This is a genomic window from Chloroflexota bacterium (genome assembly GCA_016235055.1).
Lineage (GTDB): Bacteria > Chloroflexota > Anaerolineae > JACRMK01 > JACRMK01 > JACRMK01.
In genome coordinates, this window is sequence record JACRMK010000081.1 from 26,425 (window position 1) to 52,385 (window position 25,961).

The 25,961-nt window shown below is 62.9% G+C and carries 27 protein-coding genes; 15 read left to right on the plus strand and 12 right to left on the minus strand.

The genetic code is table 11. The features are described 5' to 3' along the window. Positions 1 to 53: 53 nt before the first annotated feature. From HZB53_19770 to HZB53_19785, 4 genes are all read left to right on the plus strand, one after another. Complete coding sequence (locus HZB53_19770) at positions 54 to 488, plus strand: hypothetical protein (GenBank protein ID MBI5879891.1); 435 nt, start codon at positions 54 to 56, stop codon at positions 486 to 488. Positions 489 to 902: 414 nt separating this feature from the next. Continuing rightward, positions 903 to 2,369 (plus strand): hypothetical protein, encoded by a 1,467-nt coding sequence (locus tag HZB53_19775; GenBank protein MBI5879892.1) that lies wholly within the window; start codon positions 903 to 905, stop codon positions 2,367 to 2,369. Then, positions 2,366 to 3,709 (plus strand): 4Fe-4S binding protein, encoded by a 1,344-nt coding sequence (locus tag HZB53_19780; GenBank protein MBI5879893.1) that lies wholly within the window; start codon positions 2,366 to 2,368, stop codon positions 3,707 to 3,709. Before HZB53_19775 ends, HZB53_19780 begins: the two co-directional genes overlap by 4 nt. Positions 3,710 to 4,275: 566 nt before the next feature. After that, entirely contained in the window at positions 4,276 to 4,539 is a 264-nt protein-coding gene (locus HZB53_19785) for an SHOCT domain-containing protein (GenBank protein MBI5879894.1), read from the plus strand. A 114-nt stretch (positions 4,540 to 4,653) separates the two neighbouring features. Here the strand turns inward: HZB53_19785 and HZB53_19790 are convergent, their stop codons facing one another. The 4 genes from HZB53_19790 to HZB53_19805 all read right to left on the minus strand — a co-directional run bounded on the left by HZB53_19790 (position 4,654) and on the right by HZB53_19805 (position 7,247). Beyond that, a complete protein-coding gene (locus tag HZB53_19790; protein ID MBI5879895.1) occupies positions 4,654 to 5,301 on the minus strand; it encodes a cupredoxin domain-containing protein in 648 nt (215 codons plus the stop codon). A 300-nt stretch (positions 5,302 to 5,601) separates the two neighbouring features. After that, a complete protein-coding gene (locus HZB53_19795; GenBank protein MBI5879896.1) occupies positions 5,602 to 5,904 on the minus strand; it encodes a hypothetical protein in 303 nt (100 codons plus the stop codon). Positions 5,905 to 5,961: 57 nt separating this feature from the next. After that, entirely contained in the window at positions 5,962 to 6,492 is a 531-nt protein-coding gene (locus HZB53_19800; GenBank protein MBI5879897.1) for a TlpA family protein disulfide reductase, read from the minus strand. Positions 6,493 to 6,494: 2 nt separating this feature from the next. Continuing rightward, entirely contained in the window at positions 6,495 to 7,247 is a 753-nt protein-coding gene (locus HZB53_19805; protein MBI5879898.1) for a sulfite exporter TauE/SafE family protein, read from the minus strand. Between the two features lie 195 nt (positions 7,248 to 7,442). On the opposite strand from HZB53_19805, the gene HZB53_19810 reads away from it, so the two are divergent. From HZB53_19810 to HZB53_19830, 5 genes are read left to right on the plus strand one after another with little or no spacing between them, the layout of a single operon-like run. Next, entirely contained in the window at positions 7,443 to 7,865 is a 423-nt protein-coding gene (locus tag HZB53_19810; GenBank protein MBI5879899.1) for a hypothetical protein, read from the plus strand. Positions 7,866 to 7,880: 15 nt separating this feature from the next. Continuing rightward, entirely contained in the window at positions 7,881 to 8,339 is a 459-nt protein-coding gene (locus tag HZB53_19815; protein ID MBI5879900.1) for a cupredoxin domain-containing protein, read from the plus strand. After that, positions 8,336 to 9,697, plus strand: coding sequence for a 4Fe-4S binding protein (locus tag HZB53_19820; GenBank protein MBI5879901.1), 1,362 nt, complete (start codon positions 8,336 to 8,338; stop codon positions 9,695 to 9,697). Before HZB53_19815 ends, HZB53_19820 begins: the two co-directional genes overlap by 4 nt. Beyond that, the gene (locus HZB53_19825) at positions 9,690 to 10,682 is read left to right on the plus strand and encodes a c-type cytochrome (GenBank protein MBI5879902.1); all 993 of its coding nucleotides are present in this window, start codon (positions 9,690 to 9,692) and stop codon (positions 10,680 to 10,682) included. The genes HZB53_19820 and HZB53_19825 overlap by 8 nt, the downstream gene beginning before the upstream one ends. An 8-nt stretch (positions 10,683 to 10,690) precedes the next feature. Beyond that, complete coding sequence (locus tag HZB53_19830; GenBank protein ID MBI5879903.1) at positions 10,691 to 11,329, plus strand: class I SAM-dependent methyltransferase; 639 nt, start codon at positions 10,691 to 10,693, stop codon at positions 11,327 to 11,329. Between the two features lie 61 nt (positions 11,330 to 11,390). Here the strand turns inward: HZB53_19830 and HZB53_19835 are convergent, their stop codons facing one another. From HZB53_19835 to HZB53_19855, 5 genes are all read right to left on the minus strand, one after another. Next, positions 11,391 to 11,846: a hypothetical protein gene (locus HZB53_19835; GenBank protein MBI5879904.1), complete on the minus strand. Its 456-nt coding sequence runs from the start codon at positions 11,844 to 11,846 to the stop codon at positions 11,391 to 11,393. A gap of 98 nt (positions 11,847 to 11,944) precedes the next feature. Then, complete coding sequence (locus HZB53_19840) at positions 11,945 to 12,238, minus strand: DUF2933 domain-containing protein (GenBank protein MBI5879905.1); 294 nt, start codon at positions 12,236 to 12,238, stop codon at positions 11,945 to 11,947. Positions 12,239 to 12,286: 48 nt separating this feature from the next. Then, complete coding sequence (locus tag HZB53_19845) at positions 12,287 to 13,579, minus strand: heavy-metal-associated domain-containing protein (protein MBI5879906.1); 1,293 nt, start codon at positions 13,577 to 13,579, stop codon at positions 12,287 to 12,289. A 119-nt stretch (positions 13,580 to 13,698) separates the two neighbouring features. Beyond that, the gene (locus tag HZB53_19850; protein MBI5879907.1) at positions 13,699 to 15,315 is read right to left on the minus strand and encodes a HAMP domain-containing protein; all 1,617 of its coding nucleotides are present in this window, start codon (positions 15,313 to 15,315) and stop codon (positions 13,699 to 13,701) included. A 1-nt stretch (position 15,316) separates the two neighbouring features. Then, complete coding sequence (locus HZB53_19855; protein MBI5879908.1) at positions 15,317 to 15,976, minus strand: response regulator transcription factor; 660 nt, start codon at positions 15,974 to 15,976, stop codon at positions 15,317 to 15,319. Between the two features lie 169 nt (positions 15,977 to 16,145). Between HZB53_19855 and HZB53_19860 the strand changes: the two genes are divergently transcribed. The 6 genes from HZB53_19860 to HZB53_19885 all read left to right on the plus strand — a co-directional run bounded on the left by HZB53_19860 (position 16,146) and on the right by HZB53_19885 (position 21,446). Continuing rightward, positions 16,146 to 16,583: a cupredoxin domain-containing protein gene (locus HZB53_19860; protein MBI5879909.1), complete on the plus strand. Its 438-nt coding sequence runs from the start codon at positions 16,146 to 16,148 to the stop codon at positions 16,581 to 16,583. A 321-nt stretch (positions 16,584 to 16,904) separates the two neighbouring features. Beyond that, positions 16,905 to 17,267 carry a cupredoxin domain-containing protein gene (locus tag HZB53_19865; GenBank protein MBI5879910.1) on the plus strand — a complete coding sequence of 121 codons (363 nt, stop codon included), beginning with the start codon at positions 16,905 to 16,907 and terminating at the stop codon, positions 17,265 to 17,267. A gap of 6 nt (positions 17,268 to 17,273) precedes the next feature. Next, the gene (locus HZB53_19870) at positions 17,274 to 19,484 is read left to right on the plus strand and encodes a copper-translocating P-type ATPase (GenBank protein MBI5879911.1); all 2,211 of its coding nucleotides are present in this window, start codon (positions 17,274 to 17,276) and stop codon (positions 19,482 to 19,484) included. Next, positions 19,484 to 20,140, plus strand: coding sequence for a methyltransferase domain-containing protein (locus tag HZB53_19875; protein ID MBI5879912.1), 657 nt, complete (start codon positions 19,484 to 19,486; stop codon positions 20,138 to 20,140). Before HZB53_19870 ends, HZB53_19875 begins: the two co-directional genes overlap by 1 nt. A gap of 74 nt (positions 20,141 to 20,214) precedes the next feature. Further along, a complete protein-coding gene (locus tag HZB53_19880; protein ID MBI5879913.1) occupies positions 20,215 to 20,697 on the plus strand; it encodes a Rieske (2Fe-2S) protein in 483 nt (160 codons plus the stop codon). A gap of 536 nt (positions 20,698 to 21,233) precedes the next feature. Next, positions 21,234 to 21,446, plus strand: coding sequence for a hypothetical protein (locus tag HZB53_19885; GenBank protein MBI5879914.1), 213 nt, complete (start codon positions 21,234 to 21,236; stop codon positions 21,444 to 21,446). A 340-nt stretch (positions 21,447 to 21,786) separates the two neighbouring features. Here the strand turns inward: HZB53_19885 and HZB53_19890 are convergent, their stop codons facing one another. The 3 genes from HZB53_19890 to HZB53_19900 all read right to left on the minus strand — a co-directional run bounded on the left by HZB53_19890 (position 21,787) and on the right by HZB53_19900 (position 25,776). Continuing rightward, complete coding sequence (locus tag HZB53_19890) at positions 21,787 to 24,087, minus strand: arginine decarboxylase (GenBank protein MBI5879915.1); 2,301 nt, start codon at positions 24,085 to 24,087, stop codon at positions 21,787 to 21,789. Positions 24,088 to 24,250: 163 nt separating this feature from the next. Further along, entirely contained in the window at positions 24,251 to 25,021 is a 771-nt protein-coding gene (locus HZB53_19895) for a glucose 1-dehydrogenase (protein ID MBI5879916.1), read from the minus strand. 5 nt (positions 25,022 to 25,026) lie between these two features. Continuing rightward, on the minus strand, positions 25,027 to 25,776 hold the full coding sequence (locus HZB53_19900; protein MBI5879917.1) for an acetoacetate decarboxylase family protein: 750 nt from the start codon (positions 25,774 to 25,776) through the stop codon (positions 25,027 to 25,029). Between the last annotated feature and the right edge of the window lie 185 nt (positions 25,777 to 25,961).

Below are 25,961 nucleotides of genomic sequence, written 5' to 3' on the forward strand. Positions count from 1 at the left end.
GTGCGCGTTACTGCAAAGCGCCAGTTTCGAATGCGAGTGCGAGGAGGCTTCCCATGAAGAAAGAAGTCGGTTTGTGGCTAGACCATCGGCAAGCGGTGATCGTGGGCGTCGCGGATGATGGCGAAGAAATACGGTGCATCACGTCCAACATAGAGAAACATGTGCGGCATTCCTCTGGGTCAGGATCCCAGAATGGCTCGGCCGAGGATCAGCGCGACCGCCAATTCGACGGACACCTCGACAAATACTACGACGCGATCATTACGGGTATTCGCGATGCCGAGTCCATTCTGATCTTTGGTCCCGGCGAGGCCAAGGGCGAGCTCGAAAAACGGCTTGACGGCGCAGGCCTTGGCGAGCGCATCGTGGGCGTTGAATCCGCCGATAAGATGACCGACGCGCAAATCACTGCACGAGTGATTCAGCATTTTCACAAGGAATCGCAGCGTGGCCGAGGACTACGCGCGCGTGAGGTTCACCACGGATGAAGTGCCGAGTTCAGCCGGGGCGGCACTGCCGCCGCGTTCCCCATTGGCCGCCCCGCTGTCGCATTAGCATCGCGCCGGGCGACGCACGGAACCAGTAGTACATTGCTCGCCATTTAGCCATCGCCGTAGCTTTCCACGAAGCGGCATGTCAGGGCGACATGCCGCTTCTTCCTGTTTCCGCACCGCGATCGCTTCGACGCAGCCACGACCTGCCAAGCCACCTGGGAGAATTTATTACGCACTATAACCCGGTCGAGGCGACGCCGTTAGCCCGCCCGCATGCGCCAATCGTCGCCCTGACACTAGGCCGAATGGCGTACTTGCAAACTCGCCATTTGGCACTGTTGCCTGTCCACAATACCTCATATACTCTTCCCGATAGTGCCACCCAAACCACGTTTCAAGGAGCCCGGCATGCGCCTTTTAGGCAACCACGTGCAGAGACGAAGCAGCCTCATCCTCGCCATAGTCTTGCTCGCCCTGCTAGCCACGGCGTGCGGAGCCAGCACCACGGACCCCGCCGCAATCGATCACGGCACGATGGCCGGTATGGACCACACGACGATGGCAGGAACCACACTCCCAGGTGACGTTTCCATTGAGACGGTACACGCATCCTATTTGGACATCGCCAGCAATATCAACGACTTGCGCTCGCGTGTCGCACAGTGGCAAGCCGGCGATGAAAGCAGCATCAACATCGCGAAGGAAAAGCTCGAACGAATAGAGATCCTGCTCTCGTCCACCACGTGGCCGACCAGTTTGGGCGGCGCGGTCGCCAAGACCAGGCAGGCGGTTAGTTCGATGAACCCGGCGCTCAACGGCACGAACCTGCAAGCCGCCGTGGTCATGGCTAAAGTGCTCGGCGATGCCGCACACGACATGACACATGATTTCTACGGCGCGTGGCTCACACAGGTCACAGGCCAGCCTCTTCCGGCTATGGCTACGCATATCATTTACCTCGACCTCAGTGCCAACATCAACGACTTGAAAAGCCGCGTCTCGGCCTGGGAAAAAGGCGACGAGGCCAGCCTCGCGGTAGCCAAAGAGAAGGCTGAGCGCATCCAGGTGCTGATACAGGTTGCCACAGCCACCGGCACGCTCACCAAACCCCTCAGTGCAATTCAGCAGCGCCTGCCGGCTGTCTCAACGGCACTGGAGCGCAAGGACGTGACGGTCGCTACCGCCGCGCTCAAACCGTTCAGCGATGCCTCGCATGACCTGACGCACGACTTCTATGCCTGGCTCGGCACGACCGCCGGTTCGAGCGACCCGGCCTGCGCCCAGGCCGCGTATATCGACCTGTCAGGCAATATAACGGATCTGAAGGCGCGTATGACGGCCTGGGAGCAAGGCGATACGAGCAGCCTGAACATTGCGCAGGAGAAGATGGAGCGCATCCAGGCGGTGCTGGCGCATACGAACTGGCCGGTGCCAATGGCTGCGGCGGTCGGGAAGACCACGGCGGCGGTGCAGGCTGCGGCTCCGGTGCTAGCGAAGCCGACTCCGGCCACAAGCGCGGCGGCGCTCAAGACCGTGTCTGATTCGATGCATGATGTGACACACGCTTTCTACAACGACTACCTGCCGCAGGCGAAGGTCGCCATGCATACACCAGCCGGTGCGGAGGCACAGCAGCCCGGCGTGCCAGCCGCTGTGGATGATTTAACGACCGGGCACTCGGGTTCTCACGGCCATGCAGCGGAGGCCGCCGCTGCCTCCGACGACGCCTCGAAGGGCTGGATCCTGGGCGGTTTCGGTGCCGTCAACGCCATGGTCATCGGGACTGCCGCCGTATTGAAGACGCGCAAGCCTGCCCGGTCGCGCGCGCGCAAAGCAGCACCGCAGGCTATACCCTCCGGAGGTTCGGCTGAATGAGCACCAATCTATTACAGAATCGATCGCTGCGCCGGTTCCTGACGAGCGGTCTGTACCCCGCCGTGTTTCAGGCCGTCACGGCCGCGGTGTTTGTTGTTATCATGTTTCAGTTGGTCCTGGGTCCCGCAGCGGCTCACAGCAATTTTGGCACCGCCATGACCTGGGTGCTCTGGTGGCCGCTGATCCCGATCATCTTCGTCGTGCTCGGACGCTTCTGGTGCGCGATCTGCCCCTTCGGGACGTTGAGCGATCTGGTGCAGAAATACGTCGGCAACAACCGGCCCGTTCCCGAGTTTTTGAAGAAGTACGGCATCTGGATCATCGACGCGCTGTTCATTCTGATTACGTGGGCCGATCACGTGTGGGGCATCGTCGAGAGCCCCTGGGGTTCGGGCATGCTGCTGCTGGGTCTCACCACCGGCGTCGTGGTATCGGGTGCGTTCTGGCAGCGCCGCACCTGGTGCCGCTACCTGTGCTTCCTGGGTGGCCTGGCCGGCAACTACGCGCGCGCCGGCATGATCGCCCTGCGCGCCGATCCGGCGGTCTGCGCCAAGTGCAAGTCGCGGGCAGTCTGCTTCAATGGAAACGAGAAAGGGCCGGGCTGCCCGATGTTCGAGTTCCCGCGCCTGATGGAGAGCAACGCCAGTTGCAACCTGTGCGCGGCCTGCGTCAAGACTTGCCCCAACGATGCCATTCAGATCACACTGCGGCCACCCACCAAAGAGCTGTGGTTTGTGCGCAAGCCGAAGTTTGAAGAAGCGTTCCTGGCGATCGTCATCATGGGCATCGTCTTTGTCCAGAACGTAACGATGCTCGAAGTCTGGAATTCGCTACTGCAGCAGTTGCAGCAGATCACGCGCACCGACAACTACGCGGTGAACTTCACGATCACCTTTATCATTGCGATGGGGTTGCCGGTCACACTGTTCGGCCTGGCGGCCCTGGTCGCGCGCCGGTTTAACGATGAATCGGTCGTCGTCAACCTGACCAAGTTTGGCTACGCGATCATCCCGCTGGATATCGCCGGCCACATTGCGCACAACCTGTACCACCTGCTGGCCGAGGGCAAAGCGGTTGGGTTCACCGCGCTGGAGATGTTTGGACAGCAGGTGGATACGGCGTCGGCGGCGCTGGTTCCCATTCCGGCCATTCAGGTCATGCAGTATGGCCTCATCGTGCTGGGTGCACTGGCGTCGCTGTATGCCGTGTACGCGATCAGCAAGAACCATTACGGGCAGCGCCGGCAGCGAGGCGCCCTGATTTCCTACGCGGCCCTGGTCGCGGTATTGTTTGGTATCAACGTCTGGTTGTTTACCCTCCCGATGGCGATGCGTATGTAATACTATTTCAACTTGGCCATGTCCTCATGGCGATTGCGCAAGTGCAACTGCCGCCCCCTCATCCCCTGGCCCCTTCTCCCCCGCGCGCGGGGGAGAAGGGGAAAAACTAACGGGGAGGTGCGCGGCGGCGTAGCCGCCGCGCACCTCCCCGGAGACTTGCTCCCCCTCCCAGCTTCGCTGGGAGGGGGCTGGGGGGAGGGCAGAATTTGGCGGTGTGCCGTGTGCTCATGCGACATGCACATGGGGACATTTTCAATTTGAAACAGTATAAGCCGCGCGGTCATCGGCCCTGGCAGTGAGAAGACCAACGGGATCGAGTCAACTCGGTCCCGTTTGCCTATGTCATCGATAAGCCATTCAGCCTATTTGAAGTATCGCCAAATAGCGCTGTTCGTCCGAGCCATACCGTGATAGGCTGGAGTTGAATGGAGCGGTCGGGTAATCAACTAAAGTACAGAGGAGAGTCGACAATGAAATCTAGTGATCTGTCCACCATTGCGGTCGTTGCACTAGTCACCACGCTGGGTGTGCTTCTGCTGGGCGGGCTCGGCATGGCCGGCGCGGGCATGATGGGCTTTGGTATGATGGGCGGGCTAGGCTTTGGCATGCCGATCATGGGCGGGCTATTCATGCTTGGCCTGCCGATCCTGTTCATCGCGGGCCTGATCTGGCTGGTCTCCACAATAACGCGCGGCAACGGTGCCCAGCTACAGACTGGCACTACTCAACTAGCGCCGCAGGCCCCGCTCGACATTCTGAAGGCACGCTATGCGCGCGGCGAGATCAACAAACAGCAGTTCGACGAGATGCGCCGGCACCTGGCCGAATAGCCCGCGCGGTATAATACGCGGTATTCGGCACGACTCGGCCACTACGCGGTGACCAAAAACGCCACGCCCCGCGCAAATGCATGCGACGGGGCGTTTTCCGGCGTTCCGGTCAGGCTACTCAACCACCAAGTCTATCGTCATGCCGGGGTGATACGTACACTGCACGCGGTAGGTACCGGTTCGCGTGGGCGCCGTCCAAACCAGGCTCTGGGTCGTGCCACCGGCGATGACACGCTCGGCGATGCCGGCCTCCTTGCCGACCAGATTGTGCGCGAACGCGTCGCGGTTGGTGACGACCAGGCGCACGGTCTGCCCGGCTTTCAGCGTGACGCGCACAGGCTGGTAGCGCAGATTCTGAGCCACCAACTCGATCGTCTGGTCGACGGGCCGGTTATCATCGGGTACAGCCGTCGGCACGGACCCGCTGCCCCGGCCCATCATGCCTCCGTATCCACCACCCATCATGCCGCCATATCCGCCGCCCATCATGCCGCCCGCCCCGGCGCCCATATGCCCCTGGCCATTCATCATGCCGCTGTTGTGCATCTGATCGAACCAGTTGGCGCCGAACGCCTGCTCCATCTGCTGCACCATGCTATCCCAACTGCCGGCGCCATGCATCGCCTCGTGCAGCGGCTTCATCTGCTCGGCTGTGATCCCTGAAGGCGACGGCCCCTGGGCCTGCACCACGCCGACGCCCAGCATTACCGCGAGCGCCATGCCTACCCCGATGACGACGCCGGCTGCCACTTGCTTAATCATTCTATGTACCCTCGTGCTTTCTGTGTGTTGTCCTTCTCGGTCCTCGTCCAGCCCGCGACTGCGCTGCCACAGCACCGAAACATGCTGGGTGTCGAGCAGCTTCATCCACCGCTACTTGCCCGGCGGCACCCAGTTCGACGCAATCGACAGGTGCTTCTCCCGCTGCTGCGGATCGTTCGTCTTGACCGTCACGTCGAAGAGGTGCTTGCCGTCCATGCCCTGATGCATCATAAATTCTGTGTAGAGGATCGTCGCCTGTCCCGGCTTTAAGGTCGTCGTACCGACGACCACATTAGGCGGTCAACACCCCTCCACGACGCGTATCGGCGTCGACACGTCAAGCGTCAGGTTGCGGTCACCTTTGTTCTCCAGCTTGAACTCCGCGCGCACCGTCTTGTCGAACGGCAAGTTCCCGAAGTCGATCCGGTCCTGGTTGACGGCCAACTGCGGACCGCTCCCGCCGCCGCCATTGCCCGCATCGGCGCTCATCACCGCCAGACCAATCGCAAGCACAGCCAATACCAGTGCGCCCCCCAGCAGCAAAACCGGCAGCATCGATCGCCGCTCGGCGCCCACTTGACGCCGTGCCTTCTTATGAGTCATAGCACATCCTTTCGCGGTATCTGTTTGTTTCGGGCTGCCTGCAAGTAGCCTTTGCACTTAACGACGATCGGCCAACAAGCTCTCAAGTGTGTTTCGCAAATCGGACTCCGTAATCGGCCCGATCACAGTGCGAGCAATCACCCCGCGCCGGTCGATAAAGTACGTTTCCGGCACGCCACGCGCCCGGAATGCCCGCGAGATCGTCGACGCTGTATCCGGCCCGTTCAGGTACGTGATATCGAACTGCTTGATAAACGCACGCGCCGCCGACTCCGTGTCGACGTAGTCCACGCCCAGGAACACGACGCCGCGTTCGCGGTAGGCGCGCCAGGTGCGCTCCAGCAGCGGGGCCTCATCTTTGCACGGGATGCACCACGAGGCCCAGATGTTGGCCACCACCACCTTGCCCCTTAGGTCAGACAGCTTGAGCGGCGCGCCGTCGAACGGCTTGAAGGCAAAATCAGGCGCAGCCCCCTCACTCAACGGCCCCGACGCACTGGTGCGCAAGCCGAACGCGAAGAGCGTCCCCAGCAAAAGCACCACCGCTATCGCTGTCGCAAACGCAAGTTGTTTGATGCGAATCTGCATGGCTACAAGACCCAGTACAGCACCGTCTCATTGATGCCCGCCAACAGGAATACGATCGCGGCCGCGCGCGCCACCCAGACATCCAGCCGCCGCGCCGAACGCAGCATGGCGCCGACGCTGCCAACCCCGCCGGCAATGAGTGTCGACAGCAGCAGCAGCGGCAGGGTCGTCCCTGCCGCAAACACGGCTGGAAACGCGAACCCGCCGGCCGATGCCACGGCGAGCGGCAATGTCAGGCCGAAGAAAAGCCAGAACAGCGTTGGGCAAAATGCCAGCGATAGCGCCACGCCCAGCAGGAATGAGCTGCGCGCACCGCGCGCGCGCGTTTCGAGCCATCCGCTCAGGCGCTGACCGAAGGAGACGTTGAGCCGGAACACGCCGAGCATCACGAGCGCGGCCACGATCAAGAGCGGCCCCATCGCGCGCCGTGATGCAACAATAATAGGGATCGCGGCCTGCTGAAGTTGGGTGCCGATTAGGATCGCGGCACTGCCAACGAGTGTATACACCATGGCTTTGCCAAGCAGGTAGGCCAAGCTGGCGCGCGCCACGGCGACTTGATCGGTGCCGCCGCGCGATACCCACGCCAGGGCCGTCAGATTGGTGGTCAACTGGCACGGGCTCATGGCGCCGATCAGGCCAAAGATCAGCACACTCACCAGCGGAATATTAACCTGATCCGCCAAGTCGTTCAGACCCGGCGAGAACGTCCGCAGGAACGTGCCGAGCAGTGCATAGTAATCTGAAAACGTCATAGTTGCCCATTATCAACGCGCAATTCGACCACTGCGATTGATAACCTACCCTATCACACGACAGCCGACTGCGCCAGCGCCGAATAGCATGATTGGCGATACGCCATTTGGCTTATTGCGTTTTACGTCATTCAACGCTGGCGGGCAGGCCCGCTCCGACATACACTTGATGGTAGGAAAATCGGAGGTTCGGTCATGAAGCTGAACTATCGTCTGCCACTGTTTGCGACTTTAATGCTGCTCGCCGTCCTGATCAGCGCCTGCGGGCCGTCGGCGTCGCGCGCGCTGTCTTTGGCGCCGCTCTCGACCATGCCTGCGACGGTGCAGGGCGCGCCCCAGCGCGTTCGCGAAGCGTACCAGTTTGCCGTCGCCAACCCCGATGCATTGAAGAATGTGCCGTGCTACTGTGGCTGCGGCGCGATGGGCCACAAAAGCAATCTCGACTGCTATTTGAAGGACGCATCAGCCGCGGTCTTCGACGAGCACGCGCTGGGGTGCAGCATTTGTGTCGACATTACCGGCGATGTCATGCGCATGACGCGCGAGGGACGCGCGCCGCCCGATATCCGTGCCACGGTCATGGCGACATACGCGCGCTTTGGCCCGCCCAATCAGTAGCCACTCGCCCCGAGTATGAGCCGAATTATCTATCGGCGTCGGCTGTGGATCGCCGTGCTGACCGCCGCCTTGCTGATTGGCGTGATCGGCATCCCGTGGCCGGCCACTGCCGCGCCACCGGATGCCCTCACCATCGCCATCACGGCGCGCGCATTCGCCTACGCACCCGAATCGATCCGCGTGCCGCGCGGCGCCCGCCTCACGCTGACGCTTGAATCCCTCGACACCGTTCACGGCCTTTCGCTCGACGGTCACGCGGTTGAGATGACGGCCGAGCCGGGCCGCAGCAGCCGGGCGACATTCGTTGCCGAGCACGAGGGCAAGTTCAAGTTTCGCTGCTCCGTCTCCTGCGGGGCACTGCACCCGTTCATGATCGGCGAAGTCGTCGTTGAGCCGGAGGTTCCGTTCGCACGGGTCACGTTGGCGACGCTGGTTATCAGCGGCAGCGCGCTCGCCTGGTTCTGGAAACGATGAGCGCCCGCTTCGAACTGACGCGTGATCCGCGCGTCCGTCACATACTCGCCAGCCGCTGGCTGCCGTGGCTGTTGATCGCTGCAACGCTGCCGTTCTTCGCGCTCGCAATTCTGACCGGCTTGTTTGGTACCCCGGCCGGTAATCGCAACTTCGGGATCGTCTTTGTCTGGGTTGTCTGGTGGGCGGTGTTGATCCTCCTGTTGGTGCCGTTTGGCGGCCGTCTCTGGTGCGCCATTTGCCCCATTCCGGCGCCCGGTGAGTGGCTGCAGCGTCGCGCCATCCTGGGCCCGCGTCCCGGCGGGCGCCTGCACAGTCTGGGGCTCAAATGGCCGCGCCGCTTGCGCAATATCTGGCTGCAGAACGCCGCTTTTCTGCTGGTGGCGCTGTTTGCCGCGCTCATCTTGACGACGCCGCTGGCCAGCGCATTTGTGCTCCTGCTCATGGTCGGTGTCGCACTGGCGACCAGCGCGCTATTTGAGCGCCGCACGTTCTGCCGCTACCTCTGCCCGGTTGGCGGGTTCATCGGGCTATACGCGCAGGTCGCGCCGCTCGAGGTGCGCGTCAAGGACCGCAGCGTGTGCGCCACGCATACGGTCAAGACGTGCTACACCGGAAGCGAGGCAGGCTACGGCTGCCCCTGGTTGTTGTACCCGGCCACGCTCGACAAGAACACCTATTGCGGCTTGTGTACCGAGTGCCTGAAAACGTGCCCGCACGATAACATCGGGCTGTACCTGCGCCCGCCGGGCGCCGATCTGGTGACGGGCAAAGGACATCGGCTCGACGAAGCCTACAAGGGCATGATTATGCTGACCTGCGCGCTGGCGTACTCGGTCGTGCTCATGGGCCCCTGGGCGGCGCTAAAAGAGGCGGCGTTCGCCATCGGCACTCCCGGCTGGTTCGCTTACGCATTCGTCTTCCTCGCGGCGAATCTTGTGATCGTTCCTGGCCTGTTTTTCGCCTGCGCCGTGATGTCCGAACAGATCAGCCACACGACTGTGCCGCTGCGCCGCTTGTTCGTGGATTACGCGTACGCGCTGGTGCCACTTGGTCTTGGCGCATGGGCCGCGTTTAGCGTGTCGTTCGTATTCATCAATCTCTCGTATGCCTGGCCGGTATTGTCCGACCCGTTCGGATGGGGCTGGAATCTCTTTGGCACCGCGCAGTGGACGTGGACACCCTACGCGGACGGGCTCCTGCCCTACGTCCAGTGGCTGATGCTCTGCCTGGGCCTCGTCGGCGCCATCGGTGTATCGCTCAAGACGGCACGCGATCATCACGGCAGACAGGTCGCCGCCATGCCGATAGTGGCATTCTGCGTGTTGTTCACACTTGGGCTGGTTTGGTTGTATGTCTAACTCACTGAGGGCTGAGCGCATCGCGCTCGCCTGGGTCTTTCTGGCGCTGGTCGTGCTGCCCGCAGCGCTCTTTGGCTACCAGGCATGGCGCACACATCCAGGTGACGTACGCGTGGTCGAGATTACCGCGCGCGCCCCATTTGCGGGCGGTTGGCAACCGGACACCATTCGCGTCAACCGGGGCGAGCGGGTGCGGCTGCAGATTGCCGCAATCGACGCCGTGCACGGCATGGCCATACCGGCGCTCAACATCGCCGTGGATGAGATTCTGCCGGGCCACGTCGCCCAACTCGAATTCGTGGCGAATCAACCGGGACGTTTTGCATTTGCCTGCACCCGCTGGTGCAGCGCGGACCACTGGCGCATGCGCGGCGTCATCGAAGTGGTTGATCCGCTGCAGGCGGCCGCACCACCGGCCTGGACGCCTCCGCGCTATCAGCAGTTGGGCATCGATCTGGATGCGATCCGACCGGCGCTGAATTTGCCGCCAGCCCCGCCCTCGCCCGCGCACGGCGCGACGCTGGCCGCTTCGTTCGCTCTGCCGGCGATTGGCTCGACCGACGCGCCGGCGGATATGTTCGCTCGCTTGCGCGCTGAACCCGCGGCTGCGGCGCTCACGGACGCCCAGGTCTGGGACATCGTGGCCTATGCCTGGGGGCGCACGACCGACGCCTCGCTGCTGGATCTGGGGCGAACACTATATGCGCGTGACTGCGCCGCCTGCCACGGTGAAACGGGCCGGGGCGACGGCCCAGCCGGCCGGAACCTGCCCGGCCTGGCCGCCATGAACAGTGTTCTGCTGCGCGGCCCGCGCAATTTCACCGACCGCGCGCTCATGCTCAGTGCGAGCGACTTACTGCTGGAAGGGAAAGTCATTCGCGGCGGCATGGGGACCGGCATGCCCGAATGGCGTTCGCTGTACAGCGACGATGACGTGAGAGCCGTGGTTGGCTTTGTGCGTCGATTTGGATGGGATACGCCTTAGGAGGCACCATGTCGAATACGATCGATTCGTCCGCAACGCGCTCAACCCGCGCGCGCTACAACCGAATCGCCCCGATCTACGACTTGATGGAAAGCATGACCGAGTCGCGTTTCCGGCCCTGGCGCAAGCAGCTGTGGGCAGCCGTGCCGGCCGGACTCGTGCTGGAGGTCGGGGTGGGCACCGGCAAGAATCTGCCCTTCCACCCGCGAGCGGCCCGCATGTTCGGGATCGACCTGTCCGATCGGATGCTGGATCGCGCCCGCGCCCGCGCACGTCAACTCGGACAATCGATTGAACTACGCGAGATGGATGCGCAGCGCCTCGGCTTCCCCACCTACTCGTTTGACGCCGCGGCTGCGACGTTCGTGTTCTGCTCCGTGCCCGATCCGGTGCAAGGGTTGCGGGAGCTCGGGCGCGTCGTCAAACCGGATGGACACATCCTGCTGCTGGAGCACGTGCGGATCGACGGCAGTGCGATTGGGCGCGTGATGGACCTGCTCAATCCCGTTGTCATTCGACTGTGGGGCGCCAACATCAACCGGAGAACCGTGGAGAATGTGCGAGCCGCCGGATTGCAGATCGACGGCGTTGAATCGCTCGGACCGATGGGCATGGTCAAGCTCATCCATGCCCGGCCCGCAAACTGAAATTCCGGCGACCTGTTGACGCGTCGCCGGCGCAAATACAGAAAATACGTTCCCGCCGTGGTCAGGCCGGCACGTCCCACGCGAAGACGCGCTCGGTCACCCCGGCGATATTCTTGACGACGAGCGAGACTGTCCGCGCGCCAGCGGGCAGCGCGTCGAACCGGATCATGCCGGCCCGGTGATGCCCGCCGCCGCCCGTCCCGTCCCAGGCCACAGGCCTCAGCGCATTGCCACGCTCATCGCGCAATTCGACGAGCGCGAGCATATCGCCAGCCAGGTCCACCGAGTGGGTGTCCATTACAATCTCGAAGATGACCGGCCCGCCGCTTTTCAGTTGCCGCGGAATCACCTGCACCGTGACATTGCCGGCGCTATTCGTTTGTGGCGCAGCCATCGTGGACACGGCGTTGACGCCAGGCTGCGACGCACGCTCCGGCGTTCCCGGCGTAGCGCCACAGGCAGCCAGCAGTAATGCCACTCCGGCCACGCCGACCATCTGCATCGATCGATGATTCATGCTGTACTCGCTCTCCGATCACGCGCACCGCACTATAGCCGGGCGCTGCATGTGTAGCGCCCGGCGGATTGAAGCCAGCTGCCGAATGAGACTACCGCCTAATGCCGGTGAACCGGCTGCTCGCTAGCCGTGACCGGCGTCGTCGCGCCCTTCGGCATAGCGGCGGGCGTCTGGCGGCTCTCGTCCGCGCCATGCTCATGTCCCATCTGGCGCATCATCCAAATCATCGCCAGCGGGCAGATGAGCACCATCGCATACGGCACGAGCGCCGTCAACGAGCCAAACGAGACGCCCAGCAGGCTGACCGCGAGTATGAGCACCAGCGGAACCAGGCAGCAGGCGATCATCAGCAGAAAATGTTTCGCATCGCCCAGCCTCTGTGAGAGCTTCATCGTGACATCCTTTCGGTACGCCGGCGATCCGCCGGCAGCGGTGGATCCCTAAGCCATGGCGCCCACAAGCACGAACGAGCGGCGCAAGACCCGCCACGTGAAGTAAACACCTATCGCGTTGATGAGCAGTCCCACGGCGATTACCGGAAACTTCCATTCGTTGAGCGCCGCAGCGAAACCCGACATTCCGGACGCCCCGAGCAACGCCGCCAACGGAGCCAGATCGGCCACATGGTGCGCACAGCAAGCGATCATGCCGATCGTCGAGCCCATGGTACCGGCGCCCGACAGGGCCGCGTTCCCTGCCGAGGTTGCGGCATGCGCTCCAAGCCGCAAGAGCGTGTGCATGCCCACCTGGACACCGAAACCGAGCGCCACCAGTACAACCCAGCCAAGGTCCTGGCCAAGCTGATCGAACGCGTGGGCCGGTGAATTGGCCACTGACAGGATACCCAGATACAGTCCGAGCATGCCCGCCAGGCCGGCCATGCCGGCCAGTGCTGCCCACAACACACGTCGTTCCACGTCCACGCCGTCCCGGTTCATCGCCGCCCGGCCGAAACGCAACGCGAGCGCACGTGTACCCGGCCAGGCGATTGTCAATAACCCCGCCAGCACCAACCCGGCCGTGACCGGCCAGACCGTGCCGGCCGATGCAAGCGCGGACAGCACAAACAATAATCCGCTGCCGGCCAGCAGTGCCAGTGTTATCAGGGCGCATACGTCCTGCGCATCATACTCGCCCTGAGATAGAGCCGCGAGCGCCCGCCGGTAGATGGGCCATGCAGCCGCGGCGATCACCAATGCGGCGCCACCCGCCAGCCACCATGCGCCAACGAGCGCGCTGGCAATCAACACGATGGCCGCCGCCGCCGCAACAGTGCTGCGGGCCATCGCCGCCAACCGTTCCATGGGGCGCACCCCATCCAGAGCGTGCAACCCCAGTCCGGCGAGCGCTTCCTCCAGTGCCTCACGATCGACCTGCCCGGCGGGCGCGTCCACGCGTATCTGACCCGAGGCCAACTGTGCATCAACGGAGACGACACCCGCCACGCCGCCGAGTACACGCCGGACCGTCCGTGCGGAACTCGCATAGACCAGATCGGGGACGGCCAGGGTGGTTGATTCAAGCGGCACCGCATACCCGGCTTGCCGGACGGCGTCCGCCAACCGCGCCAGCGAGACACTGCCATCGACATACGTGATGATGGCGCGTTCGCTCGCGAAGTTTACCGACGCCCCGACCACGCCGTCGATGTGTGACAGGACGCCTTCAAGGCGCAGCGCGTTCGAAGCGCCTGTCATACCGGCAACCGGCAGGGAAACGGCCACCATATCCATGCCATTATTCTATGCCCAACGCCGCTCGGCCAACAGCGCCAACTCCACTATGTGGAACACGCAAAAATGCCTAGCTTTCGCTAGGCATGGAGTAAGCCAAATGGCGTAGTGGAGTGCGTCTAGCCGGGCGGCGCCGATTCACGCGGATCGGGCGGCAGCGGCAGAAACACTACGACCTTGGTGCCTTCACCGCTTACCGACTTGACATATACATGGCCGCCAAACAACTGGGCGCGCTCGTGCATCCCCATCAAACCGAAGTGTCCGGCGCGTGCGAATACTGCCGGCTCGTCCGGCGCATCGAAGCCCTTGCCGTCGTCCTCAATCGTCGCTTGCACGCCATCCGCGCCAAAGGCCAGCGTTACGCTGGCATGCGCCGCCTGCGCATGCTTGCGCGTATTCTGCAGCGCCTCTTGCACAATGCGGAACAGCACCAGCTCGCGCTCGCCGTCCAGCCGGCGTTCGTCGCCCTCGCAAACGAGCTGAGCGCCGGTGTCGCGCGCCAGCGTCTCCAGCGCGGGAATCAGGCCGAGCATATCCAGATACGTTGGTCGCAGGTCGCGCACGAATCGCCGCACCGAGTCGAGTGCGCCGCCAAGCATGCCGGTCAACTCATCGAGTCGCACGGCGGCGGCGGCCGGGTCCCGGTCCAGCACGCGGCGGGTCATGGTCGCGCGCTGCTGCAGTGCGATGATGGTCTGAATCGTGTCGTCGTGCAGTTCGCGCGCCAGGCGCTTGCGCTCGTCTTCCTGGCTGCGCGTGATCGCGGCGATATAGTTCTGCGTGGCCGCGCGGCCCGCTTCCACCTCGTGCGCCATGGCGTTGAGCGTCTCGCGCAGGTCCTCAATCTCACGTATACCACCTACCGACTGCTCGGCGGCACGGTAATTCCCAAAGGCAATCCGGTTGGCCACCTGGGCCAGCGCCTGCAGTGGGCGCACAACGTTGCGCACGCCAAAGTACAGCCCGCCGAGGGTCACAATCGCCACGCCGGCAAACAACAGCGGCAGCAGCACAGCGAACTGGAACATCGGCGTCACGACGTGGTCCCACGGCTCTTCAATCAGCAGCCCCCACCCGGTGCCGGCCACGGGCGCGTACCCGACGACCTGCTCGGCCGCATTGAGGTCGCGATGAAATGCCATCCCTGCTTCGCCGCGCATCACTTCGCGAATGCCTTCGTGGCCACCCAGGTCCTCACCCACGCGCGCTTCATCCGGGTGCAGGATGGTGTGGCCATGACTATCAACGAGGTACGCCGTGCCCTGGGGAACCACACGGGCAAGCTGGGGCAGGGTCAGCATGCCAATCAGTAACTGGCCATCGACAAGCGGGCGGACGACGAGCACATGCCAGAGGCCATTCTCTCGAAACGGGACGGAGAACGCGCCCGAGGCCGGTACGTACCTGGTTCGGCTGGCCCAGACGCCAACCGACGGTTCGGCGCGAACGATATGCCGCTCGGCGTCCAGCAGGGCAATACCGCCCTCAAAGGCCCGGGTGTCCCATGATCCTGGCTGATCGGGATCCAGACTAGCCAGATGCGCGGCATGGTCGCCGAGCAAGTCAGAGAGCCGATCGGACGCGGTGGCGGCCAACGCGCTGTCACGCTCGGCCACGAGGTCGCGCATCGCCATCTGGTGGCCGTTCACGCCCAGCATCGCGACGGCGACGAGCAGGACCGTGAAGGGCAGGATCGTCCAGAGCAGGATTTGGGTCCGCAGATCGCGCAGCATGTCAGTCCAGTGCGATCCACTTCTCGCGCACGGCGAACAACACAGCTTCGGTGCGCGTCGACACCTGCAGCTTGCTGTATACATTGGCGAGATGCCCCTGCACCGTGCGGTCGCTGATCGACAGCACGCTCGCAATCTGCCGGTTGCTCTTGCCCTGTGCCGCCAGACGCAGGACTTCCATCTCGCGGTCGCTGAGCGACTCAACCGCCTCATCACTCGACGGAGTGCCCGCGGCACGCTGCACGAGCTTCTTGGCGACCATGGGCGAGAGCGCAGACTCCCCCGCCATCAAGGCATGCACGGCGCGGACAAGTTCGGCCGGCGACGCCGTCTTGAGCAGGTAGCCGCTGGCGCCTGCCTGCAGCGCCGCAAAGATGTACGGCTCCTCTTCGTACGCGGTCAGGATCAGCACGTGCGTCGTGGGGCGCTGCTGTTTCACTTGCCGCGTGGCTTCCAGGCCATTCATCCGGGGCATCTGGATATCAAACACCGCCACGTCGGGCTGCAGGCTGGCGACCAACTCCACCGCCTCGGCGCCGTCACTCGCTTCACCGACCACGCGGATCGTCCCGTCTTCCTCCAGATACTCGCGAATCCCTTTGCGCACCACCGCATGGTCGTCAGCCAGCACCACACGAATGGGATCATTTTTGCTCGTCATAATCGCTCCTGTCAAAGTCTCCGCCGTTCATTGTACACGAGAAGCGAGGGGCGTAAGCAGACTTCGAGTAGGCCAAATGGCGTACCGCGCAAATAGCCGTTTGGCGCTGTACCGAAAGCCGCGGGGCGTGATAAACTATGACATCACTTAACCACAGGAGAATGGATTGATGAAGATCGGTCGAATTGCAGTTCTGATGTTGCCCTTGCTGGCGCTGGTTCTGGCCGCCTGCGGCGGTGCGGCTAGTACATCATCCACCAGCGCGGTCACCACGGTTACCGTCGAGGCCAAAGATTTTCAATTAACGCCCAACCGCATTGAGGCGAAAGTCGGACAGAAAATTCGCATCAACTTCAACAACAAGGGCACCGTACAACACGATTTCAGCGTGATGGTCATCCAGGCGAAAGAGATGAAGTCGCAGTCAATCGGCACGCACGATATGGGCGCGAAGACCGAGGAACCGCAGTTGCACGTCACCGCTCCGGGCGGAAAGAGCGGCTGGATTGAGTTTATTCCAACGAAGGCGGGCACCTACGACGCCTTCTGCACGTCACCGGGTCACCGTGACGCAGGCATGCGCGCACAACTGGTGGTGACCGAATAACGAGTCTGCGCCAGGCTACGAGCGCACTAATACTATTTCAACTTAGCCATGTCCTCATAGCGATTGCGCAAGTGCAACTGCCGCCCCCGCATCCCCTGGCCCCTTCTCCCCCGCGCGCGGGGGAGAAGGGGAAAAACTAACGGGGAGGTGCGCGGTGGCTACGCCGCCGCGCACCTCCCCGGAGACTTGCTCCCCCTCCCAGCGAAGCTGGGAGGGGGCTGGGGGGGAGAGCAGAATTTGGCGGTGTGCCGTGTGCTCATGCGATATGTACATGGGGACATTTTCAATTTGAAACAGTATAAAGTGCCCCGGGAGGGCAATATGAGCGTGGATAAGATTGCAGTCGGTATAGGCGGCGTTGCCGCCTTACTTTTTATTGCGTGGTTCTTCTTCGGCAAGCGGCAGACGGTCGTCGCCGTCGAGTCGAGGGTACGAATCACGGTGGATGGCGGCTACACCCCTGAGGCGATCACCATCAAGCGTGGCCGCACAGTGCGGCTGGAATTCTTGCGCAAGGATGCCAGTAGTTGTTTGGAGGAGGTGGTCCTGCCAGAGCTCGGCGTGCGTCGGCACCTGGCGCTAAACGAGACGACCCCGATTGACATCACCGCTGACCGGGTGGGGGAGTTTGCGTTTTCATGCGGCATGAATATGTACCACGGCAAGATCATCGTGGTGGAGTGAGAACTCATGACACACCAGATCTCGCTCAAACTGAATTTGCACGGGGCGGATAGCGCATCGGCGGCAAGCAGTTTGGAGTCGGTCATTCGCGACATTCCCGCCGTGTCGAACGTATCGCTCAACCCAATCACGGAAACGCTCGTTATCGCCTATGACGATGAGCGGGGAAACCCGGAAATGTTCATCACGCGCGTTCGCGCCGTGCTCGGCATCGACGCAACAGTAGTCAACGAAGAGGAACCTGCTCACGATCACGAGCAGATGCTGCGCGAGAGCGAGTTGCGTGCACTGCGCCAGAAGGTCGTGATCGGAGCGGTCCTTTCCGCTGCGATTGTGGCGGGTGCGTTCACCCCCATTCTGCCCACCCAGTGGGCCAATATAATTCTGTGGGGCATGACCACCCCCGTTGTCGCGTACGTCGGCGGGCAGTTCTTCATCTCGTGCTGGCGCGGCCTGCGGCATCGCAACGCCAACATGGACACGCTGGTGGCTGTCGGCACGGGCGCCGCCTACGGCTATTCAGCGCTGATCACGTTAGCGCCCGGGGTTTTGGGCGCTGTGGAGGCGCAAACCTATTTCGACGTGGCCGCAGTCGTCATCACGCTGGTCATGCTCGGCAAGTATTTCGAGGCGCGCGCCAAGACCAGCGCCAACGATGCGATCCGCCGCTTGCTGGCGCTGGGCGCCAAAACTGCGCGGGTGCTGCGCGACGGGGCGGAGGTTGACCTGCCGCTGGAACAGGTGGTGGCAGGCGACCTCATCTTGGTCCGCCCTGGTGAGAAGATCCCGGTGGATGGCGACGTGTTGGATGGCGCATCGACCGTGGATCAATCCATGGTGACGGGTGAGAGCATCCCGGTGGAAAAAGGGCCGGGCGATCCGGTCATCGGCGCGACGATTAACAAGACGGGCGCGTTCCGATTTCGCGCCACCAAGGTGGGTCAGGATACGGTTCTGGCCCAGATCGTGCGACTGGTCTCGGAAGCACAGTCGTCAAAAGCGCCCATCCAGCGGCTCGTCGATCAAGTCACGGCTGTCTTCACGCCCGTAGTGATCATGCTCGCCATCGCGACCTTTACGGTCTGGTATGTATTTGGACCGCAACCATCGGCAAGCTACGCGTTCGTCAATGCCGTGGCCGTGCTCGTCATCGCGTGTCCCTGCGCGATGGGTTTGGCGACACCGACGTCGATTATGGTTGGCACCGGCAAGGGCGCCCAGTACGGCATCCTGATCAAAGACGCCGAAAGCCTGGAGCGCGCGGAACGCGTGCAGGCGATCATATTCGACAAAACCGGCACACTCACCGCCGGCAAACCGGTCGTCACCGATTTGCGCGGGAATGAGACGCAGGTGTTATCGCTGGCCTACGCGCTGGAAAAGCAGTCGGAGCACGCGCTCGCGGAGGCAATCAACAGCCGTGCACGCCAACTGCATATTGCTGCGCTGGACGCGAGCAACTTCGAGGCCGTGGCGGGGCGGGGCGTGCGCGCCACGGTCAACGGGCAAACCGTCTTGCTCGGCAACCGCGCCTTGATGGATGAAAACAGCGTCCCGCTCGGCGAGTTTGCACCGGCACTGGCGGAGCTTCAGACCGGGGGCAAGACGGTAATGGCGGTTGCGGCAGACGGCAAGACAGTCGGGCTGATCGCCGTAATCGACGAGCCCAAGCCGAGCGCATCCGAGGCGATAGCGGCATTGAAAAAGATGCACGTCAGGACCTTGATGATTACCGGCGACAACCTGAGCACGGCGCAGGCGATCGGCAGACAGGTCGGCATCGATCAGGTCGTCGCCAATGTTCTGCCGCAGGACAAGGAACAGCACGTGCGCGCGCTCCAGCAAGAGCGCATGGTTGTGGCGATGGTCGGCGACGGCATCAACGACGCGCCGGCCCTGGCGGCATCCGATCTCGGTATCGCCATGGGCACCGGAACCGACGTCGCCATCGAAGCCGCCGGCGTTACCCTGATGAACGGCGATCTGCGCTCCGTCCCCGCGACCATCCGGCTCTCGCGCGCGACGATGAGCAATATACGCGAGAACCTGTTTTGGGCCTTTGGCTACAACATCGCGCTCATTCCGGTGGCGATGGGTGTACTCTATCCGTTCTTTGGCTGGCTGATGAACCCGATCCTCGCCGGCGGCGCGATGGCGTTCAGTTCGTTATCAGTCATCTTGAACGCGCTGCGTTTGCGCCGATTCAAGGTTAGCTGATGACCAGCAGCGGGAGATACATCCCCGCGCTCAGATTCAAAGCTCTGACGCCGCTGTTCGATCCCGCCGTGCGCCTGCTGATGCGCGAGGCACAGTTCAAGCGCCAGTTGATCGCGCAAGCACGCATCAAGCCGCACATGCGGGTGCTAGACATGGGCTGCGGCACGGGGACACTGGCCGTGATGATCAAACAAGCACAGCCGGATACCGAGGTTGTGGGGCTGGATGGCGACCCGCAGGTGCTGGCGTTGGCGCGCGCCAAAGCAGCCCGGGCCGGGGCGGGTGTACGGTTTGATGAGGGAATGGCATCTCTGTTACCGTATTCAGAAGGCTATTTTGACCGCGTCGTTTCCAGCCTGGTCTTCCATCACCTCGATGCGACCGGCAAGCGGGAGGCGCTGAGCGAGATATTTCGTGTCTTGACCCCGCGCGGGGAGTTGCATGTGGCCGACCTGGGCAAGCCGCACAATGTGTTCGCCTACGCCGTTTCACGCATCATACGTCGGCTCGAACACGCATCCGAGAATATCGACGGTCGCTTGCCGGAACTGTTCCAACGGGCCGGCTTTGAGTCGGTCGCTGAACCCACACGCTTTATGACGATTGTGGGGACGCTGGCGCTATATCGCGCACAGAAATCCGGCCGCACCGCATAGGCCGGCGGGGCACTCAAAGAGTCTCCAAAGGCATCAGGGCAGCGTGCGATGTGCGCCACCGCAAGGAGGTACGTATGACAGAACAAGAAGGCCGCGCGCAAAGCACATTCCTTATGCGGCGCAAGCTCATTCGCACGTTAATCGGCTTCTCCGTCGCATCCACGCTCGGTGGCATATTGGTGCCGGTCATCGGATACCTCTGGCCCAAAAGCGCAGCGGCCAGCTATGCCGGCCCGGTCGTTGTAGGGAATGCAGCCGAATTTCCGCCCGGCAGCGGCACGGTGGTCAGCGTCAACAGCAAACCCGTGATCGTAGTCAACACCAAAGCGGGCGGCCTGAAAGCATACTCGGCCATCTGCACCCATCTGGGGTGCGTAGTCTACTGGCATCCGCAGAAGAATGTCATCCACTCCCCCTGCCACGATGGGCTATTCAATCCCGTGAACGGATCGGTGATTTCGGGACCACCTCCGCGGCCACTACCAGAATACGAACTGACCGTCAGAGAAGGCAAGGTAATTATCGGAAAGGCGCGTGACCGCATCTACGGCGCGTAAGAGATTTTCCGGGGCAGCATCCCGGCACTGGATTCAATGTCGGCCCATCCACTAAGCGGAATAGGGCGCGTGCCGTGGCCATCGGCCGCGTTTCAGCCGAGCGCCAGCTACTTCAGCGCAGAAGGGCATTGCAGAGCGGTTGGCATCACCACTTGCTCCAGGAGATACAAATGCGTTCGGGCGCCTTGCGCGTGGTACTGTTCACCGGATTATTCATCATGCTCCCGGCATGTTCAGCAGCTGCGACTCCCACGGTGACTCCAGCCAGTGCGGCGCCTGTCGCCACGGTCACCCCAACGTATGCTCCGACTCGCGTCGCGGCCACCGCAGCGCCGAATCCATCACCGGCGCCGCCTGCCGCGCAGGCTCGTTCAGCATCGTTACTTGTCCAGGGCAACGCTCCGCACTGGTCGCAGGGATCACAGGGTATCGTGGCGGCAATGCGGTTCGAACCGTATCCGCCAAGCCTCAGCAATGCGATCACGTTCAGCCTCGCGCTTTCAGACGATGCGGGCCGGCCGATCGCGGACGCAAGCGTGGAACTGAGACTTGTCGAAGCGATGAACGGCATGGAGGGCGAGCACGACGAATACGTCGTCGTACCGCTTGAAAACCGGGGCGGCGGAGTCTACACCGGGCGTATGACCGCCACGCAACCCGAATACGTGCTTACGGGCATGTCGCTGAAGATTCAGCGAGGCGGGCAGCCCGCAGCGTTCGCACTGGAAAAGAGCGACTTCGGGCAATAGGCGGCATCGGCCATGATGATGCGTCGCAGGAAATACGAGTGCGCGCAGCCCATACCTGAACAAGCTCGAACCAGTCTACATCTGCGGCGAAGAGTTGCAGATCGTCGAAACCGACGTGTTCGAGCGTGGTTTGCGCATCGTCCGGCAGAGACGCCCGAGCGCGCCCCGTTCCAGAGCCTTCCCGCACCTATTTCCCGGGGTGTTGCGCCGCTCTGATTGTGGCGGCCGATTGAACGGACAGCGATGCCAGACGGGCGTGCAGTGCGTGCCGCGATTTGTCTCAGAGAGCCCATTGTCAGGCGCACGGTGCTACCCTGACTTGAAGGCCTGATCCACGTCGCTACCGTGTATGCTGCCGTAAGCAATGCACCAGGTACGTCCCATCGCTGTTCTCGACCCCATGCGTTTCGTGCCCGAAGCCGGGAAAGCGGCGATCCCAGGCTTGCAGCGCGCGCAGGTACCCCAGGCACGGACCGTCGCTGGCACCGGCGTTTTCGCCGGGCATTAGCATCGGAATACCGGGCGGATACGGCACCACACCCGTGGCCACGACGCGATTGGCCATCTCATCAACCGGCACCGGCTCCACCTCGTTGTACACGAGCTTCGAGTAAGTATCGGCCGGCGTGAACTCCGGCACGGGCAGCGTCGAGAACGCCGCCGCCTGCAATTGCAGTTGTCCCGTATCCTTCATCTGTGCGAACATCTCACCGGACAAATCGCGCAAGCCCATCCCCGCATAGCGAGCGGGCGCGACCGCGAGAACGGCAGGCAACACGTCCTCGAGCGGAGCATTGGCGTCGTAGTCGTCCTTGAACTTCAGTAGCGCGTTGATCAGCGTGCCATACTTGCCCTTGGTCACGCCCAGCGAAAAGAGAAACAAGATCGTGAAGTCCGTGGTCTTCTCGACCACGATACCGCGCCGGGCGAGATATGCGGTGACGAGCGTCGCCGGAATGCCGGTTGCCTCGAGGGAGCCATCAGGGGACACGCCGGGCGTCACAACCGAGACCTTAACCGGGTCGAGCATACAGTAGCCGTCTTCCAGACCTGAGAATCCGTGCCAGGCCTCGCCAGGGTGCAGCACCCAGCAGTCGGGGTTGCCGATCAACAGAGCGTCGGGCGCGTCCTCAAACGCGATCATCTGGCCCGTGGCCGGATCGCGCACGTTGTCGGCATTCCAGGTGCTGAAGAACCAGTCGCCCTGCTTCTGGTAGTCGCGCCGATCCCGGCGCAGCGCCTTGCGAAAGGCCACGGCCTCGGCAATCGCTTCGGTCGTCAGGGTTAGGCCGCCCGCGCCGTCCATCATCGCCGCCGAAACCTCGTTTGACACGATGATGGCATACTGCGGAGACGTGCTGGCATGCATCATGAACGCCTCGTTGAAGCGCCGGTGCTCCACCGGCTTGCGCCCGTCGCGCACGGCGATCAGCGACGCTTGCGACAACGCCGCCAACAACTTATGAGTGGATGTGCTCATGAAGATCGTCGGACCGTCGCGCCGGTAGTCCTTCGGATCGCCGTACATAGCGAACCGATTCTGGTATAGCGGGTTGAAACGTGCGTGACCAAACCATGCTTCGTCGAAGTGAATTCGATCCACGCTCTGGTCGAGCAGATCGATGACGCGCGGCACGCGATACGTCAGGCCATCGTAAGTGGAATTGGTGATGATCGCGTGGGCGGCGCTCCGGGTTTTGTCGTGCGCCAGCGGGTTGGCCTCTATCGCCGCCTTGACAGCATCCGGCGCCAGGCGCTCCGGATAGATCGGTCCGATCATGCCCAGGTGGTTGCGCGACGGCAGCAGATAGGTCGGAATCACGCCGGTCAGGGTCAGCGCCTGCTCGGTGGATTTGTGCGCGTTGCGATCGCACAACGCGTAGTCGCCGCGGGTCACGGAGGACATCATGATCACTCGGTTGGCGGTGGACGATCCGTTGGTGACTGTATAGGCGCGGTCGGCGCCAAAGACGCGGGCGCAGTATCGCTCGCTCTCCCCGATCGGGCCGCTGTGGTCCAGCAGTGAGCCAAGTTCGCCCACGGAGATCGACAGATCCGAGCGCAGCAGATTCTCGCCGAAGTAGTCGTAGAATACGCGCCCGATCGGCGACTTCAGGAACGCCGTGCCGCCGGTATGCCCCGGCGTGTGCCACGAGTATTCATACACCTGCGCAAACGCGATCAGCGCCTTGGTCAATGCGGGCACGATCGCATCGCGATAGCGGCGCAGCGCGGCTACCACCCGTCCCGCAATGAAGAAGGTGGTATCCTCGAGCATCCAGATCATCTCGTCCGCTTCGCGCATCACGTCAGCCGTGATGCTGTCGGCGTCATTGCGCTCGGCCATGAGAAAGATCGGGAGATGAACGTTGCGCGAGCGGATCAGCGCAATCAGCGCCCGCGCTTTGTCGTGTGTCGCGTCGTCGCTCAAGCTCCAGTCGACCAGTACACCCTGTATCGACGGATCGGACAGCACGACGGCCCGCCCGTCATCGGCCGAGGTCGCCTCGACGACGTCCACGCTGCGGTCGCGCAGTTCCTTCGCCAGCGCCCGCGAGGCGCGCCCGCTGGCGGACTGTTCCGCAAGTTCGTCGTCGATCATTAACACTTTTTGACTGATGAGTCGTTCGCCAGATTGCATGAGCTTTCCTGTAGCTGCCACAAGTGCGGTTGGATGCGCGTCACCGTGGTCCGCCAGCGCACCGGAACCGATCCCGCGCGCCACGCCCGGATTGGCCGGGCAACCACCATGGTGTGGGTTCTATTCAGAGATGTCGTTCGCGAGAGCAGCGCATGGTGCGGCTCTAAATTGATGTGCGCCCGCCATCGACTGTCCAGGCGGCGCCGTTGACATAGCTGGCCGCGTCCGACGTCAGGAACAGCACGACCTGTGCCACCTCTTCGGCCGTGCCGTAGCGGCCGGTTGGGTTGCGCGCCTGGTTGCTCCGTGCCACCGCGCTCGGGTCAGCCGGATTGGACATCGCCTCCAACGACGTCATCATGCGCGTCTGAATGGGCCCCGGGCAGACCGCGTTGACTCGCACGCCGCTGCGCCCGCACTCGCCGGCCGCCGTGCGCGTGAGCCCCAGAATCGCGTGCTTGCTGGCGACATACGCCGCGAGCCCCGGCGCGCCGACCAGGCCGGCCACAGACGCCGTGTTGACGATGCTGCCGGACTTCTGCGCGAGCATGACGGGCAGAACATACTTCAGGCCGAGGAAGCAGCCCTTCACGTTGACCGACAGCACCCGGTCGAACATCTCTTCCGGGTAGCTTGTCAACGGCGACACGATGCCCTCGATGCCTGCATTGTTGAAGAACGCATCGATGCGCCCGAACGATTCCAATGCCGACGCCACGTAGCCCTGCACATCGGCGGCGGAGCAGACGTCGGCCTGCGCGAAGCGCGCTTTCCCGCCGCCCTTTTCCACCAATGCCTGCGTCTCGGCACCCAGCACGGGATTGTTGTCGACCACCAGCACATTGACGCCCGCGCCGGCAAAGGCCAGGCAGGCGGCCCGGCCGATGCCCGCGCCACCGCCAGTCACCACAGCAACTTTCCCGGACACGCCCATTGGAGTTACCCCTTTCGCAGATAGTCGTGAATCACACGCCCAAACGGCAAAACAAAATCGACGCGCCAGTAAAAGCCTTCCAGCATCTCGATCACGGGCAACCGGTAGACGGGCGCCTGGGCATTGGCCCGCAACTCAATCGTCGCCCCGCCTGACCAGCACTCGCGGACCTGAACGTCGCTCAAGGTGCGTGCGGTCAACTGGCGGATCGCCGTGCTGCCGTCCGCGTTGGGCACGACCTTCAGGTTAATATTGGTGCGGAAATCGCCATACCGGTTGAGCGCGTCCGCCGGCGCCCGCTGCTGCTTGTACGGCAGCGTGACGGTAATCACGTCGATGCCATTGCGCGTCACCGTGCCGACGAACAGATCCTCGCGCGCCTCGAGGCGAGGCTGCCCGCCCTTCTTCGGCTGGCCGTAGATCTCGCGCCCGGCCGCGACCGCGCCGTCATTGCTCAAGAACAGGTACGGCGAGTAGACGCCCGCAATGTCGGTGCCGGGCAGGCGCACCGGAATCTGCACCGCGGATTCGTCATAGTGGCCGAACCAGTCGGTGTCATTGGCGTGATACAGATGAACGATGACAACCTCCCCGGTAAGTTCCAGCGGTTCGGGGACTAGCCGGCGCGCCGCCTCGGCGTTGGTGCGGTAGAAGGCGGTCAGAATCTCGCAATTGCGGTACTGTATCGGCAGGCGCGGCACCAGCGGGTTATCGAACGGTGTTTCAAACACGGACTCCACGTCCGGGAGATCCATGCGCAGACTCCTTTCTACCGCACATTGACGGCAAGCAGCGCTTCGGAGACGTCTGTTGCTGGCACGTATTCTACACGCGTTTCATACACTGTCCAGAGCCGCAGCAATTCTCATTTTGGAGTCGGCTGCCAATATGCCCCCTCAGCCCCTGCCCCTGCTCCCCCGCGCGCGCGGGGGAGCAGGGG